This window comes from Salinisphaera sp. T5B8, from assembly GCF_040361255.1.
In the GTDB taxonomy this organism is placed as follows: domain Bacteria; phylum Pseudomonadota; class Gammaproteobacteria; order Nevskiales; family Salinisphaeraceae; genus Salinisphaera.
Map to the genome: position 1 here is coordinate 86975 of NZ_APNG01000004.1, position 14825 is coordinate 101799.

Annotated in this window: 12 protein-coding genes and 1 riboswitch; of the genes, 8 read left to right on the top strand and 4 right to left on the bottom strand. The window is 61.1% G+C overall.

The genetic code is table 11. The annotated features are described in order from the left end of the window. Positions 1–29: 29 nt before the first annotated feature. On the bottom strand, positions 30–671 hold the full coding sequence (ribB, locus tag T5B8_RS04910; protein ID WP_353176762.1) for a 3,4-dihydroxy-2-butanone-4-phosphate synthase: 642 nt from the start codon (positions 669–671) through the stop codon (positions 30–32). A 73-nt stretch (positions 672–744) separates the two neighbouring features. Continuing rightward, positions 745–890: riboswitch (FMN riboswitch) on the bottom strand. A gap of 110 nt (positions 891–1000) precedes the next feature. On the opposite strand from ribB, the gene T5B8_RS04915 reads away from it, so the two are divergent. Continuing rightward, positions 1001–2155: a methionine aminotransferase gene (locus tag T5B8_RS04915; protein WP_353176978.1), complete on the top strand. Its 1155-nt coding sequence runs from the start codon at positions 1001–1003 to the stop codon at positions 2153–2155. Here the strand turns inward: T5B8_RS04915 and T5B8_RS04920 are convergent. Together T5B8_RS04920 and T5B8_RS04925 are read right to left on the bottom strand one after the other, a co-directional pair. Then, positions 2152–3207 carry a potassium channel family protein gene (locus T5B8_RS04920; protein ID WP_353176764.1) on the bottom strand — a complete coding sequence of 352 codons (1056 nt, stop codon included), beginning with the start codon at positions 3205–3207 and terminating at the stop codon, positions 2152–2154. The genes T5B8_RS04915 and T5B8_RS04920 overlap by 4 nt on opposite strands. A 223-nt stretch (positions 3208–3430) precedes the next feature. Then, a complete protein-coding gene (locus T5B8_RS04925) occupies positions 3431–4396 on the bottom strand; it encodes a ferritin-like domain-containing protein (RefSeq protein ID WP_502950778.1) in 966 nt (321 codons plus the stop codon). Between the two features lie 598 nt (positions 4397–4994). Here T5B8_RS04925 and tkt point away from each other — a divergent pair. The 6 genes from tkt (at position 4995) to T5B8_RS04955 (ending at position 12419) form a co-directional block, all read left to right on the top strand. After that, positions 4995–6995, top strand: coding sequence for a transketolase (gene tkt, locus T5B8_RS04930; protein ID WP_353176766.1), 2001 nt, complete (start codon positions 4995–4997; stop codon positions 6993–6995). A 74-nt stretch (positions 6996–7069) separates the two neighbouring features. Next, positions 7070–8077, top strand: a complete 1008-nt coding sequence (gene gap / locus T5B8_RS04935; RefSeq protein WP_353176768.1) for a type I glyceraldehyde-3-phosphate dehydrogenase — start codon at positions 7070–7072, stop codon at positions 8075–8077. A gap of 27 nt (positions 8078–8104) precedes the next feature. Continuing rightward, positions 8105–9286: a phosphoglycerate kinase gene (locus T5B8_RS04940; RefSeq protein ID WP_353176770.1), complete on the top strand. Its 1182-nt coding sequence runs from the start codon at positions 8105–8107 to the stop codon at positions 9284–9286. A 143-nt stretch (positions 9287–9429) separates the two neighbouring features. Further along, on the top strand, positions 9430–10275 hold the full coding sequence (locus tag T5B8_RS04945; RefSeq protein ID WP_353176772.1) for an AAA family ATPase: 846 nt from the start codon (positions 9430–9432) through the stop codon (positions 10273–10275). 31 nt (positions 10276–10306) lie between these two features. Next, positions 10307–11485, top strand: a complete 1179-nt coding sequence (locus T5B8_RS04950; RefSeq protein ID WP_353159064.1) for a vWA domain-containing protein — start codon at positions 10307–10309, stop codon at positions 11483–11485. An 88-nt stretch (positions 11486–11573) separates the two neighbouring features. After that, on the top strand, positions 11574–12419 hold the full coding sequence (locus tag T5B8_RS04955) for a SanA/YdcF family protein (protein ID WP_353176774.1): 846 nt from the start codon (positions 11574–11576) through the stop codon (positions 12417–12419). Positions 12420–12581: 162 nt separating this feature from the next. Here the strand turns inward: T5B8_RS04955 and T5B8_RS04960 are convergent, their stop codons facing one another. Further along, positions 12582–13265 (bottom strand): TetR family transcriptional regulator, encoded by a 684-nt coding sequence (locus T5B8_RS04960; protein WP_353159060.1) that lies wholly within the window; start codon positions 13263–13265, stop codon positions 12582–12584. Positions 13266–13391: 126 nt separating this feature from the next. Between T5B8_RS04960 and T5B8_RS04965 the strand changes: the two genes are divergently transcribed. Further along, positions 13392–14825 (top strand): efflux RND transporter periplasmic adaptor subunit, encoded by a 1434-nt coding sequence (locus tag T5B8_RS04965; protein WP_353176776.1) that lies wholly within the window; start codon positions 13392–13394, stop codon positions 14823–14825.

Genomic DNA, 14825 nt, shown 5'->3' on the forward strand with positions numbered 1-14825 from the left:
TCATCTGAGCAGATCGCAGAGGAACTTCCTTAGGCGCAGCGCGCAGTGCGCGTCGCGCGGTAAGCCGCTATTTCCTCGATGGTCAGAACCGGCAGGTTATGGGTCTCTGCATAGCGCTGGATATCGTCGTTTCCTGCCATTGTGCCGTCATCGTTCATCAATTCGCACAGAACCGATGCCGGGCGCAGACCGGCCAGAATGGCCAGGTCGAGCGAGCCTTCGGTATGACCACGGCGCTCCAGCACGCCACCGGCGCGTGCGCGCAGCGGAAACACATGCCCGGGACTGACGATACGGCGCGGCCCGTCGACTGACTCAAGCGCGGCCTGGATCGTGCGTACGCGATCGATAGCCGAGACTCCGGTGGTCACGCCCTCGGCGGCTTCGATCGAAACCGTGAAGCCGGTGCCGTGGCGTGCCTGGTTGTCGCGCACCATGGGCTCGAGTTCGAGCGCATCGGCGCTGGCCTGATCCAGGCACAGGCAGACGATGCCGCTGCCGTTACGGATCATGCGGACCATGGTTTCGGTCTTGAGATTGTCGGCGGCGGCAACGATGTCGGCTTCGTTTTCGCGATCCGCGTCGTCGAGCAGCAGCACCGGGTCGCCTGCCTGGAACGCGGCGATCGCTGCGGCCAGGCGCGGGTGGTTGTTGAAATCGTGTTGGGGCATGAAACGTCCTCTTGGCTGAGTCAACGTTTCAGGGCGACAGGCGCGAAAGGCGTGCACCTATACGGTGGCCGCCGTGCGTCTTCTTTCATCCGGACTCTAACCGTCGGCTCTGGCATTGCACCAGATCTGCTGACCCTCGACGATGAATCGAGGCGCTCGCGGGCTCGTCGAGTACGACATACCGCCGGTGGGGAATTACACCCCGCCCTGAAGACGGTGGCGAGTATAGCCGATCACGCAGGTCCCGTCAGATCGGTTCGCCATTGGTTCGCAGGAAGTCGCCACAGGCCCTACTATTCCGCCTTGTTTGAAAGACCGCGATCATGCGCATGCAACTCGCCAGCAAACTGCCTGCCGTCGGCACTACGATCTTCAGCGTGATGAGCGAACTCGCGGCGAAATACAACGCCGTGAATCTGGGGCAGGGGTTTCCCGACTTCGAACCGCCGGCTCGATTGCGCGAGGCGCTCGCACGCGCGGTTGCCGATGGTCGAAACCAGTATCCACCCGGTATCGGTGTGGGTTCGCTGCGCGAGCAGATCGCGTACAAGACCGCTGCTATGTACGGGCGGCAGACCGATTCGGAAACCGAAGTCACGGTGACATCGGGCGCCACCGAGGCGATATTCGCCGCGATCGCGGCCACCGTGAGCGCCGGCGATGAAGTCGTCGTGCTCGATCCGGCGTACGACTGTTATGTGCCTGCCATCGAGTTGCAGAACGCGACCGCCATTCGCGTGCCGCTTCGGCAGCCGGATTTCGCTGTCGACTGGCAACGTGTTGCCGATGCCATCAGCCCGCGTACGCGCATGCTGATCGTCAACTCGCCACACAACCCGACCGGCGCCGTTCTAGATGCGGTAGATCTCGATCGCCTGGCGGAGTTGCTGCGCGATACGCCGATCATCGTGTTGTCGGATGAGGTCTACGAACACATCGTTTTCGACGGCCACGCGCATCAAAGCGTGGCACGGCACGACGAACTGGCCGCGCGCAGCTTCGTGATCAGCTCGTTCGGCAAAACCTATCATTGCACCGGCTGGAAGATTGGCTATTGCGTGGCGCCGCCGCCGTTGACTGCCGAGCTGCGCAAGGTGCACCAATACCTGACGTTTGCCACCTTCGCGCCGGCCCAATGGGCGCTGGCCGAGATGCTTGCGAGCGAATCACCACACCACCTGCAGCTGGCGGATTTCTATCAGGCCAAGCGCGATCGTTTTCGTGCGCTTCTGGCTGATACGCCGTTGATATTACGCGACGTTCCGGGCGGCTATTTTCAGCTTGTCGACTACTCGCCGATTCGGGATGTCGACGATGCGACATTTTCTCAGTGGCTCGTACGAGAAGTAGGCGTGGCCGGTGTGCCGCTGAGCCCGTTCTTCGAAACCTCGCCGGATATACGCTTATTGCGTCTGTGTTTTGCCAAGAGCGACGCCACGCTTGTGGCCGGCGCCGAACGTCTGGCTGAACTCAAGCCCGTTTAACGCCGTTCGTCGGGGTCGCCAGTCGCTGCGTCGTCGGCGTTATCGGCGTGCCAGACCGCTTCCCAGCGCCAGCCGTCGTCGCGCACGTAGGCATGCAGCAGTTTCTGATGGTCCGTATGCATGAGTTGCTCGCGTACGGCTTGCGCAGGGGCGCCAAAGAAGTCGAAGGCGATGAAATCGTCAAGTGCCGGTATGTGCGGATTCCGGGCGCTGGGCCGAATGAACGCGCTTTCCAGCGTACCGAGAAAATGCGCGATGTTGCGCCGTGTAATGGCGATACGCGCACGCGTGTCGTCGGGCAGGCTCTGATGGGCGCTATCGATGATCGTCAGCGTCTGATCCAGACGCGCAAGGGCAAGCGGTAGCGCCGTCATGGTGTCGGCGCTGTGAAAGTAGTGGAGGATTGGGTACGCCAGATGCTTTTGCCCGGCGTCGGCAATCGCGGAGCCGATCTGTTCGAGTTGTGACGCGAGCGTGGCGAAGTCGCCACTGCCGACGGTGGTCCGACAGATATCGAACGGACTTTCACCCATGGCATTGATGGTCAATGCGAGTTGCCGCTTTTCGGTCGCCGCCGAGATGATCGGAATCGCATAGGTGATCGACATCGTGAACAGCAGCAGGCCGTTGGCTGATGCCACCACTGTCAGAATACGAGCCCACCCGTTACCTGGCACGAAATCGCCGACGCCGAGCGTAGTCAGTGTAAAGCCGGCGAAGTAGATCCGTTCTATCAGGCTGGCGGGAATTTTCGTCGTGGAGTTCAGTACGGCTTCGGGGCTGGCAAGGAATAACAACCCCCAGCCCAGCCAGGCGATCAGCACCCAGCTCAGAATCAGGGTCAGCGTAATCCAGGTGCCGGCGCGTTCGAGCATGCCATGGCGAGGGCTGAGCCTATGCACGAACAGCAGCACGCGCCATAAGGCAGCACTCAGGCGACGGGTGAGCGGCCCGGATGTAGAGGCCGACAACGTCGTACGCGCACCGTCATAAGCGACGATCAATACAAACAGCGCGCCGAGCACGGCTGCAATGGGGTGGCTTTCAATCATTAAACGCGCGCGTAGTGTTCGAATCGCAGTCGCGTGATGGTATCGATATGAGCGGTAAGTACTATCCGTATCCGCGCTGACCCTTATGACCTCGAGTACGATGAGCCGAGACATGGTCGCGGGTTTGTGCGCGGCGCAAGTGTGTTCGGCTTGTGCGTATCTCATACAAAAGAAACCCCGACGATTGCCGGGGTTTCTGTGTCTGAGTTAACGAGGCTGTTGCTTACCCATCGTCACTCGAGTTATCAGCACTCGCCGCGCTCGCGGTCAGCGTGCCTCGCGTGCCATCCGGGAAGAAACCGCCGCCGTTGCTGCTGCCGACCGTGCCGCCGCCGGGCTGCGCCATTGGCGTGAGGTATACGATGTTATGGACCTGCTGCGGGGTGCGGCTGAAGGTGATGCCATTATCGTCGGTGGGCACGATATTGGACGCCGAGTACGACGTGCCGTAGATCGACACCGTGGTCTGGGCGTTGCCAATACCCTGATCCAGGGCCTCGCTGCCGTCCAGGTCGTCGCGCGCCCCGGAAATTGCGTTGACCACCTGGCCCACGGTGAGGCCGGTATCGAGATAGGGCTCGTCCTGGCGCTGTGTAAGGATCGTGCGGACCAGTCCGGCGTGATAGCCCTCCACCGACAGGATGCCGGCGGCGGCGGTCAGAAAATCCGGGTTGCTCAGAAAGCGGGCGCCGCCCTTGTAAGCCGTCACGCCTACGTCTTCGAAGATGAACGCGCCGATGAGGAAGCTGACCGGGTCGGCAAAGGGGTCGAAAGCACTCAGGCCGGCTGCTTGTGCGGCCGAGTTGAATGCATCGGTGAAATTGATCGGCGGGCGTGCAATTACGCCGTCTCCGAGCCCGCCACGCAGGAATTGGACATGATCGAGTTCGTCGGACGCAATTTCTGCAGCATAACGCCCGATCAGAGGCTCTGTCGTGAAGGTGACTGCTCGACCGCCAGTCACCGATCCCACGGCCATGTTGCCGCCATTGATATCGTCATCCATCAGGCCGTTGCCGGTTACGGCACGCAGATAATATTCGGCTTCCAGATATTCGAGGTTGAGCGCGAACTGCAGCACGGCAGCATCGCTGATGCCGTCATCGCTATCGTCCTGAGCGTTGGCAAAGCCGTCGTTGTCGCTGCAGGCGGCGAGCAGCGAGCTGCCGACCAGGCCTGCAGAAAACATGCCGGCGTTGGCAAGAAAGCGGCGCCGTGAATTGCTGATGGGTTTGCCGGTCGTACCGCTGACGATTTCCACCGCGCTGTTCCGTCTTGTTTCTTCGCTTTGATTTGACATGACCTTATCCCTCCAATTTTCGTTGCACCGGTCGCACGACCGATAAAAGAGGGCATCGTCGGCGTGCGTTATTCCGCCGGTCCAGCACGGGCGGAATGGCACGGTAATTTCGATACCCTTGGATTTGACGCGAGCACAACGAATAGGCCGGCCCGTGTGTATGACGACTCGTTCTTGTCTTTTATCCAGGGGAAATTCTTCGTATCGGTCGAGCTTTTAATTGGGAAAAATGGCCCAAAATAATGATAATAATAGTTTTTATGGATGACGGTTTGCCCGGATTTCGCTTTCGCCGATCTATTCATCAACGGACCATGACAAGCGTCGTCGGCGCGTGAGCACGCGCGATTTGCGCATGCTGTGCTCATGCGAAGCGGTGATGTCGCGGCGGCGAGGGAGGGCTGCTATGAACTAATCGCGTGTTGCCCGCTTGAGCGCTTTAATAGACAATGCACGGCCTTTGTCAAGCCGCGTCATAGGATTATCGATGCCTGCACGCCGTGATCTCGCCAATGCCATCCGTATTCTGTCGATGGACGCCGTCCAGCAGGCAAACTCTGGCCATCCCGGCATGCCGATGGGCATGGCCGATATTGCCGAAGTCCTGTTCAACGACTATATAAAGATCAATCCGGGCAATCCGGATTGGGTCGATCGCGACCGCTTTATTCTGTCCAACGGCCATGGCTCGATGTTGCAGTACGCAGTGCTGCATTTGACCGGCTATGACCTATCGCTGGACGACATCAAGAATTTTCGTCAGCTGCATTCGAAGACGCCGGGCCATCCAGAGAACTTCATGACCCCGGGCGTGGAAACCACGACTGGGCCGCTGGGCCAGGGTCTGGCCAACGCGGTCGGCATGGCGCTCGGCGAAGCCGCGCTCGCCGCGCGTTTCAATCATGCCGACGCCACGCTTGTGGATCACTACACCTGGTGTTTCGCAGGCGACGGTTGTCTCATGGAAGGCATTTCTCACGAAGCCTGTTCGCTCGCCGGCACGCTGGGGCTGGGCAAGCTCGTGGTGTTCTACGACGACAACGGCATCTCGATCGACGGCGAAACCCGTGGCTGGTTCACCGACGATACCCCGGCACGTTTCGAAGCCTACGGTTGGCAGGTCATCCGTAACGTCGACGGCCACGAAGCCGACGAGATCAAGACCGCGATCGAAACCGCCCGCCAGGAAACCGGCAAGCCCACCTTGATCTGCTGCAAGACGGTGATCGGCTGGGGTTCGCCCAACAAGCAGGGCACTGCCGGCGTGCACGGCGCGGCACTCGGCGATGAAGAAATCGCCGCGGCACGCAAACAGATCGGCTGGAACGACGACACACGCTTTGCCGTGCCCGACGACATCTATGCGGCCTGGGACAAGCACGACAAAGGCGCCACCGCCGAGAAGAACTGGCAGGACGCACGTGCGTCCTATGCATCGAAACATGCCGACGATATGGCAGAGTTCGAGCGCCGCCTGGCCGGGCAGATGCCACGTGACTGGCCGGCCCAGTGTCGCGCTTTCATCGAAAAGGTACAGGCCGAAGGCAAGCGTACAGCCACGCGTAAGTCGTCCAAGGCAGCGATCGAAGCCTATGCTGCGCTGTTGCCCGAACTCATCGGCGGCTCGGCCGATCTGTCCGGCTCCAACGGTACCGACTTCAAAGGTCACGTGCCGATTACCGCGAACGACTACAGCGGCAACTATGTCTATTACGGCGTACGCGAATTCGCCATGACGGCGATCACCAACGGGCTGAGCCTGCACGGCGGTTTCACGCCTTTCGGTGCAACGTTCCTGACGTTTTCGGACTATGCCCGCAACGCGGTGCGTATGGCCGCGCTTATGCGTTCGCGCAACGTGCTGGTCTATACCCACGACTCGATCGGCCTGGGCGAAGACGGCCCGACCCATCAGTCGGTCGAACATATCGCCAGCCTGCGCTTGATACCGAATCTGCATGTGTGGCGTCCGGGCGACGATGTCGAGACTGCGGTGGCATGGCAGGCGGCCATCGAACGTGAAAACGGTCCGACCGCGTTGGCGCTGTCACGTCAGGACGTCGACCACCAGCCACGGGATGCGGGCCAGGTTGCCGCTATTGCGCGCGGTGGTTACGTGTTGCGGGAACCCGAAGGCGAGGCCAAGGCGCTGGTCATCGGTACCGGCTCCGAGCTGGAGCTGGCGGTCGCTGCTGCGGACCGGCTGGCCGAAGCGGGCGTGGGTGTGCGCGTTGTGTCCATGCCCTGTATCGAAGCCTTCAATGCCCAGAGCGCGGACTATCGCGAATCGGTTCTGCCTTCGACGATCACCGCACGCGTGGCGGTCGAAGCCGGCGTGAGTGACAGCTGGTATCGGTTCGTGGGCGCGACCGGTCAGGTCGTTGGCGTAAACGATTTCGGCTCGTCCGCCCCGGCGGATGAGGTCTATGCCGAAATGGGCGTCACCGTCGATGGTGTGGTCGATGCCCTGCGCGGCCAGTTGGGTTAGTCACCAAATTGAATTCAAACTCATGTTTTTCCTGGCCCCAGTAAATCGGCCAGATCGATAGAAAAGAGGTAGCTATGGCAGTCAAAGTCGGGATCAACGGTTACGGTCGTATCGGGCGCAACGTGCTGCGTGCGCTGTATGAATCCGGCCGCAACGGCGAGATCGAGATTGTTGCGATCAACGATCTGGGCGACGCCGAGGCGAATGCGCATCTCACTCAGTACGACACGGCCCACGGGCGTTTCCCGGGAGAGGTCTCCATCGAAGGCGAGTACATGGTCGTCAACGGCGACAAGATCAAAGTGCTCGCCGAGCGTAACCCGGCCGATCTGCCGTGGGGTGAACTCGACGTGGACATCGTCATGGAGTGCACCGGCCTGTTCGCCAGCAAGGACAAGGCCAGCGCCCATCTCGACGGTGGCGCCAAGAAAGTGTTGATCTCGGCCCCGGCCGGCGACATCACCACCGTGGTGTACGGCGTCAACCACGAGACCATTACCGCCGATGACAAGGTCATCTCGAATGCATCGTGCACGACCAACTGCCTCGCGCCGCTGGTCAAGCCGCTACACGACGCCTTCGGCATCGAATACGGGCTGATGAACACCATCCACTCGTACACCAACGACCAGGTGCTCACCGACGTCTATCACAAGGACCTGCGTCGTGCGCGCAGTGCCACCCAGAGCATGATCCCGACCGCCACCGGTGCCGCCAAGGCCGTTGGCCTGGTTCTGCCGGAACTCAACGGCAAGCTTGACGGCTTTGCCGTGCGCGTGCCCACGATCAACGTCTCGATGGTCGATCTGACCGCTCAGGTTTCCAAGGACACCACCGCCGAAGACGTCAATGCCGTGCTCAAGCAGGCCGCCGAAGGCCCGCTCAAGGGCGTGCTCGCCTACAGTGAAGCGCCGCTGGTCTCGCAGGACTTCAACCATGATCCGGCTTCGTCCACGGTGGATGCGCCGTTGACCAAGGTTGCCGGTGGCAAGCTCGTGAAGGTCTGCGCGTGGTACGACAACGAGTGGGGCTTCTCCAACCGTATGCTCGACACCGCATTGGCGCTGGCCAAAGCCGGTTAAGCAGGGCGACGAGACCGAGGAGCGCATATGACCGACATGCTCAAGATGCAAGACGTCGATCTCGCCGGCAAGCGCGTGCTGATCCGTCAGGATCTGAACGTGCCGTTCGCCAACGGCGAGGTCAGTTCGGCCGGCCGCTTGAAAGCGTCGGTGCCGACTATCCAGGCGGCACTCGATGCCGGTGCGCGGGTGATGGTCATGTCGCACCTCGGCCGTCCCAAGGAAGGTCAGCCTGACAGCGAGCACAGTCTCGAGCCGGTGGCCCGTTATCTGTCGGATCTGTTGCGTCGCGATGTGCCGTTGGCAACCGATTGGCTCGACGGCGTGGACGTCGGCGAGGGCGAGATCGTCATGTGCGAGAACGTGCGTTTCAACGTAGGCGAAAAAGCCAACGACGAGACGCTTTCGCGCAAGATGGCCGCTCTGTGCGATGTCTTCGTCATGGACGCGTTCGGTACGGCCCATCGCGCGCAGGCATCGACCGAAGGCGTGGCCCGCTACGCCCCGGTTGCCTGTGCCGGGCCGTTGCTGTCGGCCGAAGTCGAGGCGCTTCAGGCCGCTCTGGGTGATCCCGCACGCCCGCTGGTGGTGATCGTCGGCGGGTCGAAGGTATCGACCAAGCTGGAGCTGCTTGAAAGCCTGGCCAACGTGGCGGATCAGCTGATCGTCGGTGGCGGCATTGCCAATACGTTCCTGGCAGCCGCCGGCCATAATGTCGGCGCATCGCTGCACGAGCCGGATCTGGTGAGCGCTGCACGTCTGATTGACCGCGAGATTCGCAGCCGAGGTGGTGAAATTCCGTTGCCGACGGACGTGGTGGCCGCGACGGAAGTCTCGCCCGAGGCCCATCCGGAAGTTCGCCCCGTGACCGAACTCGAAAACGACGAGATGATTCTCGATTTCGGCCCGGAGAGCCGCGACCGGATCGCGGCGATCATGGAGAATGCCGGCACCATCGTATGGAACGGCCCGATCGGCGTTTTCGAAATCGATCAGTTCGGGGGCGGCACCCATGTGCTCGCGCGAGCGATTGCGCGCAGCAAGGCGTTTTCGATCGCCGGCGGCGGCGATACCCTGGCTGCGATCGAGAAATACCGCATCGAGGATGATGTGTCCTATATCTCGACCGGCGGCGGCGCCTTTCTCGAGTTTCTCGAAGGCAAGACGCTGCCGGCGATTGCCGTGCTCGAGCAACGCGCCGGCGAGTAAACGGCGTCGAGCTGATCCCACGCCCGGTCTTCGCACCGGGCGTTTTGACTGAGCGTCTTTATTGAAAAGGCGTTTCATTTCTACGACACTGACTGTTTGGTCGCCACCGCGATCGATCCGAACTCCAACCGCGATTCACGTTTATGACCACGCAATTCACCGGTACCGAGCGCTATGTCGCCACCGACGATCTGAAACTCGCCGTGAATGCGGCGGCGACCCTGCAGCGGCCGTTGCTGATCAAGGGCGAGCCGGGCACCGGCAAGACCATGCTGGCCGAGGAAGTCGCGGTCGCGCTCGACAAGCCGTTCTTCCAGTGGCATATCAAGTCCACGACCAAGGCCCAGCAGGGGCTCTATGAATACGATGCGGTATCGCGACTGCGTGATTCGCAGCTCGGCGATGAGAAAGTGCACGATATCGCCAACTACATCGTGCCCGGCCCGCTGTGGGAGTGCTTTACCTGCGATACCCAGCCGGTATTGCTGATCGACGAGATCGACAAGGCCGATATCGAATTTCCGAACGATCTGTTGCGCGAAATCGATCGTATGGCCTTCGATGTGTACGAAACGCATCAGACCATCGAAGCACGCCATCGGCCGATCATCATCATCACCTCGAACAATGAAAAGGAACTGCCGGACGCTTTTCTGCGCCGCTGCTTCTTTCACTTCATCTCGTTTCCGGACAAGGACACGATGCGCGACATCGTCGATGTCCATTTCCCGGATATCAAGAAGAACCTGCTATCCGACGCCATGGATCTGTTCTTCGACGTGCGCGACGTACCCGGCATCAAGAAAAAGCCGTCGACATCGGAGCTGCTGGACTGGTTGAAACTGCTGCTGGCCGAAGATATTCCGGCCGAAGCGCTGCATTCCAAGAATGCCCGCGATGCGTTGCCGCCGCTTCACGGCGCGCTGCTCAAGAACGAACAGGACGTCCACCTGTTCGAGCGCCTCGCGTTCATGACGCGTCGCGGTTAACAGCTGCGCGCGTCGCAATTCGCGCACTGCCATGCTGATCGAATTTTTCTACGAACTACGCGACGCCGGGCTCAAGCCGTCGGTGACGGAGTATCTGACGCTGTTGGAGGCGCTGGATCATCACGTCGGCGGCATGAGCGTTGAGAACTTCTATTACCTGTCGCGGGCGACGCTGATCAAGGACGAAACCAAGTTCGATCGCTTCGATCAGGTCTTCGGCCACTACTTCGACGGTATCCAGGCGGCGACAGAGGATCTGACCACCGATATTCCGGACGAATGGCTCGAGAAGATGAAGCAGCTCGAGCTGTCCGACGAACAGAAGGCACAGATCGAGGCCATGGGTGGCTGGGACAAGCTCATGGAGACGCTCAAGAAGCGGCTCGAAGAGCAGGGTGAGCGCCACGAAGGCGGAAGCAAGTGGATCGGTACGGCCGGCACCTCGCCGTTCGGCGCCTATGGTTACAACCCGGAAGGCATTCGTATCGGCCAGGACGGTTCGCGGCATCGCCGTGCCGTCAAGGTATGGGACAAGCGCGAGTTCGCGAACCTCGACGGCGCCCAGGAAATCGGCACCCGCAATATCAAGATGGCGCTACGCAAGCTACGTCGTTTCGCCCGCGAAGGCGCGGACGAAGAACTCGATATGGAGCGCACGATTCGTGCGACCGCCAAGAACGCCGGCCATCTGGATCTGCATATGCGCCCCGAGCGGCGCAACGCCGTGAAGCTGCTGATCTTCTTCGATGTCGGCGGGTCAATGGACGATCATGTCGCGACCGTGGAGTCGCTGTTCTCGGCTGCACGCGCCGAGTTCAAACATCTCGAGTACTACTACTTCCACAATTTTCCCTACGAGGGGCTGTGGCGCGATAACCGGCGCCGGCGCACCCAGCAGCACTCGACCTGGGATGTGTGTCATACCTACACGTCCGATTACAAAGCCATCTTTGTCGGCGACGCGACCATGAGCCCTTACGAAATTGCCTATCCCGGCGGTTCGGTCGAACATTGGAACGCCGAAGCCGGCGCGGTATGGCTGCAACGGCTGCTCGGTAGCTTTCCCAACGCAGTGTGGCTCAACCCGGAGCCGCGCCAGCGCTGGGATTACACGCCGTCGATTCAGATGACGCGTGAACTCATGGATGATCGTATGTATACGATGACTCTGGATGGGCTCGAGGCGGCGATCGACCGGCTGGCGGACTGAGATGTGATGTCGGTCGTCGCGGTTCCGCTGCGATGCCCGTATCGTTTTCGCGCTATCCTGCCCAGCGTCCTGCGCCGCCATCGCCGTGATGACCGTTTTATCTCTATCGACATTATTCAGCCGCGGCGTTGCTCGTCGTATCGTCAAGCTCGCTTTGAGCGCGACCGGCTGCGTGCTGTTACTGATCACGGCGGCCAATGCCTGGGTGGTGTCGGCCACGCGCGAGCTCATCGTGGACGACATGGGGCGGTTGGGCGTGCACGATGTCGGCGTTGTTCTCGGCACCAGCCCGTTTACTCGCTACGGCAATCGCAATCTGCTGTTTACCCATCGGATGATGGCCGCCGCCGAACTCTACGCTGCCGGCCACGTGCGTCATTTGCTGCTGTCCGGCGCCAACCCGGATCGCACATACAACGAGCCGCGCAAGATGTATCAGGCGCTGCGCCGGCTGGGCGTGCCGGATCATGCGCTCACGTTCGATTTCGCCGGGTTTCGTACGCTTGATTCGGTCGTACGCGCGCAGCGCGTGTTCGGGCTCGATCGGTTCGTGATCATTTCGCAGCGCTATCACGACTATCGCGCGCTGTTCATCGCCCGTTACAACGGCGCCGAGGCGGTCGCCTATATCCGGCCGCAGGAAGATCGTCGTCAGCCACTGCGCGCCGAGACGCGCGAGTATCTGGCTCGATTCAAGGCCGTGATTGATCTGTTCCTGTTGTCCAAGGGGCCGCGCTTTCTCGGTCCACAGCGGCGTATCGTGATCGAGCCCGCCACGACGTACGGTTTCTTCGTACGCGATCGGCCCATCGCGCCGGTCTATGTCGTGCCTCGGCGAGCGCCGAGCGTGCCGGTCGCCCCGAGGCCGCCACTGGCGTATCGGGATCAAACGCAGCGCAATGCGCTGGACTCACGCACAACGAATGACAGGTAAACCGCCTTTATTCCGGTATGAAAATAGTTGATTACGCAGCTTAATAGAACGAATACGTGCCTCGCGCGTATTCGCCGCAGCTGTCAGCCGCGAAGCCTTGTCGAATGAAGGACGGGCGTGGTGCTGAAAACAGCCCGCATAGTCAGCTGTTCTGACGCTGGATTATTCGACGACTGCCGTATCGGGCGTGTCCATGGCGGCATGACGCCGTAGCGCCACGCTGGCGGCTTCGTCGATCAGACCCCGGAGCGCGGCATCCACCAGCGGCGCCCAGTCACGATCCGCGGCATAGGTTTCGGGATGGCGTAGTACGCATTCATAATGGCCGCACATAAAGGCCATGACGATGTCGGTGGCCTCTCGTACCGACAACTGCGCGTGAAGCTGGCCGAGTTGGGCGATTTCGTTGCATAGCGATAGAAGCACTTCTCGTGCATCCTCGAACATCGCCCGCATGAGTGCGTCGGCCGGGTTGCCGTCTTCGGTGATTTCGCAGCGGTGCATTACAATATGACAAACGCGCCGATGCTGTGCGTCGTTGCCCAGTCGCTCAAGGCCGTGGCGCATCATTTCGCGAAGCAGCCACAGCGGTTCGTTGCCCGGGATATGCTGACTCAGACATTGGCGCAGATCGCGCAGCGGCAGATGGGTGCGCGCCACCATCGCCTCGAGCAGGGCGCGCTTGTCGGAGAAATGCCAGTAGATCGCGCCTCGCGTGACCTGGGCACGGCGCGCGATGCGATCGAGGGACGTCTGCGATACGCCTCGTGCCTGCATCTCGACCTCGGCTGCGTCGAGTATAGTTTCACGAGTCTGCGCGGATTGGTCCTTGGTGCGTCGTGCCATCGCCTCGTCATTCGATCGTGCTGATATGGAAAGCATACCCCAAAAGTTTCTTACATACATACGCGAATGTATGTATAGTTAATGGTAGATTCATCTAGTTATTCCGACCCCCTCGGGAATAGTTCTATGCACCACCCTTTTTCTGCGCACGCGCGCCGCGTCTCGATCGGCCTGCGTGTTTCCTGTCTGGTTGTATTTACCGTTGTGCTTGCTGCCTGTAGCGGTGGCGAAGGCAATGGCGGTGGGGGTCAGCAGCAGGGACAGCAGCAACAGCCGCCTGTGCCGGTCGATGTGCATACCGTCATTCCGCATAGCGTGGATATCATGTCCGAGTACCCGGGCCGGGTACGCGGGCGCCGAACGGTGGAAGTGCGCGCGCGTGTCGAAGGCATTCTCGAGAAACGCTTCTATAACGAAGGCGAGATCGTCGAGCAAGGCGACATGCTGTTCACGATCGATCCGCGCCCGTTCCAGGCCGTGGTCAACCAGCGCAAGGCCGAACTGGCCAGCGCCAAGGCCACCCTGAACCAGGCGCAGCGTAACTGGGGGCGGGTGCGTCGTCTTTATGACGTGGACGCGGTCAGCGAGGCCGAGCGCGACGATTCGCTTTCGCAGCTTGAAACCTCACGAGCCTCGGTCCAGCAGGCGCAGGCCAATCTCGATGCGGCTCAGATCGACCTCGGCTATACCAAGGTCAAGGCCCCGCTGACGGGCGTGACCAGTCTGCGCGATGTGGACGAGGGTGCACTGGTCAGCAATGGGACTCAGCTTACGACCATCACCCAGCTCGATCCGGTGCAGGTTCTGTTCGCGCTGCCGGAAGATGACGCGATCGCGCGCAACAAGGCGCTTGCAGCGATGGGCGCGCAGCGCACAAGCGATCGCACGCGTGAGGCCACCATCATTCTGCCCGGCGGTGACGAGTTCCCGGCCAAGGGCGTGGTTGACTTCACCCAGAGCACGATCAATCCGGAAACCGGTACGGTCCAGCTGCGCGCGGTGGTGGAAAACGCGAACAATGCGTTGATGCCGGGCCGCTATGTACGTGCACGCATTCGTCTGGATACCCGCCACAACGCGGTGGTGGTGCCCAATGTCGCGATATCGGACGGTGAGCAGCAGACCCAGGTGTATGTCGTCGGCGAAGACGGCAAGGCCAAGGCGATGGAAGTGGAACTCGGTCCGGATGTCGAGGGTGGTCGGCTTGTCGAATCCGGTCTGTCGGGCGGCGAACAGGTGATTGTGTCCGGTCTCGGCCAGCTTCAGCCGGGCGCTGCGGTCAAGGTCAAGCCTGAACAGGGCGAGGATTCCGGCTCCGGCCAGAACGGGCAGGGCGCAAAGCAGGATTCGAAGGACAGCAAGGCGCCGTCGACGGGCGAGTCCGCCGCTGCCGATATCGATGCAGCGAATAACAATATCGCGGGGGTAGAGAATGCCTCTCTTCGTCTGAGCCCGCGCGAGCCGCTGCAGGATATGCAGCAGCCGCGTCCGCATACCAGTGCACGCCAGGCGTATCGCACCCATGATGCCTACGCCGCCAACGTCGGTCGGGGCAGCTAA

Coding starts and splice junctions, on each gene's coding strand:
- ribB (WP_353176762.1), bottom strand. CDS start 671: ATGCCCCAACACGATTTCAACAACCACCCGCGCCTGGCCGCAGCGATC.
- T5B8_RS04915 (WP_353176978.1), top strand. CDS start 1,001: ATGCAACTCGCCAGCAAACTGCCTGCCGTCGGCACTACGATCTTCAGC.
- T5B8_RS04920 (WP_353176764.1), bottom strand. CDS start 3,207: ATGATTGAAAGCCACCCCATTGCAGCCGTGCTCGGCGCGCTGTTTGTA.
- T5B8_RS04925 (WP_502950778.1), bottom strand. CDS start 4,396: ATGTTTTCTGCAGGCCTGGTCGGCAGCTCGCTGCTCGCCGCCTGCAGC.
- tkt (WP_353176766.1), top strand. CDS start 4,995: ATGCCTGCACGCCGTGATCTCGCCAATGCCATCCGTATTCTGTCGATG.
- gap (WP_353176768.1), top strand. CDS start 7,070: ATGGCAGTCAAAGTCGGGATCAACGGTTACGGTCGTATCGGGCGCAAC.
- T5B8_RS04940 (WP_353176770.1), top strand. CDS start 8,105: ATGACCGACATGCTCAAGATGCAAGACGTCGATCTCGCCGGCAAGCGC.
- T5B8_RS04945 (WP_353176772.1), top strand. CDS start 9,430: ATGACCACGCAATTCACCGGTACCGAGCGCTATGTCGCCACCGACGAT.
- T5B8_RS04950 (WP_353159064.1), top strand. CDS start 10,307: ATGCTGATCGAATTTTTCTACGAACTACGCGACGCCGGGCTCAAGCCG.
- T5B8_RS04955 (WP_353176774.1), top strand. CDS start 11,574: ATGACCGTTTTATCTCTATCGACATTATTCAGCCGCGGCGTTGCTCGT.
- T5B8_RS04960 (WP_353159060.1), bottom strand. CDS start 13,265: ATGGCACGACGCACCAAGGACCAATCCGCGCAGACTCGTGAAACTATA.
- T5B8_RS04965 (WP_353176776.1), top strand. CDS start 13,392: ATGCACCACCCTTTTTCTGCGCACGCGCGCCGCGTCTCGATCGGCCTG.